Origin of the sequence: Anaerotignum faecicola (genome assembly GCA_024460105.1) — a bacterium.
Classification (GTDB): domain Bacteria; phylum Bacillota; class Clostridia; order Lachnospirales; family Anaerotignaceae; genus JANFXS01.
This window is the reverse complement of sequence record JANFXS010000044.1, coordinates 1-643: the sequence shown is the minus strand read 5'-3', so window position 1 is coordinate 643 and position 643 is coordinate 1. Positions and strand designations below refer to the sequence as shown.

Genomic DNA, 643 nt, shown 5'->3' with positions numbered 1-643 from the left:
AGACCGATGACCTCGCCGACTAAGTTATCCCTGCCGACGTAAACCATTTCATTCATTTTGAATCCGGGGTCGCCCTTTAAATAGATAACAGGGCCGTTGATACCGGAAATTGTGCCAGTATTATTCATTGGTGATACCTCCCTCCAGATCCTTTAAGTTAAAGCGGAAATCCCGTCTTGCCTCCTCCAGTTTTGTCTGGAAGGAGTTGTCAATCAGGATATGGCGGGATGGAATGACGGCCCGTGTGCCGCCGCCGAAGGAGTACTCACTCACGCGGATGTCGGCGCTGTTGTGGAGCGCCAGACGGTTCAGTCTCGTCTCGTCCGCCGGGTCAATGTAGATCGTAAAGAATTCGTTTCCGGCAAATTCTCTGGCGTGGCGGATCTGCTTCTCCAAAAGCTGTGAATATTCGGGAGTTTCCATGTACTGTTCCAGCACATCCTTAAGCTCCACAAAAATTTTGTCTTTCAGCTCTTCCTGTTTATGTCCGAGCTCCCGTTTGATGCCAATCTGCTCCAGGGAAAGCTTTTTGTTCGTCTCATGTTCGATTCGTTCGCTTTCCAGTTCCACCTGCTGTTCGGCTCTCCGTCTCGCATCTGCCTGATGCTCTTCAAAGGTCTGTTCCAGGGCGGCGGTATATTCA

The 643-nt window shown here is 50.5% G+C and carries 1 protein-coding gene; it reads right to left on the bottom strand.

Annotated elements, in window-relative coordinates:
* Positions 1 to 120: 120 nt before the first annotated feature.
* On the bottom strand, positions 121 to 643 hold a 523-nt coding region (locus tag NE664_12635; GenBank protein MCQ4727482.1), incomplete at its 5' end, for a V-type ATP synthase subunit E.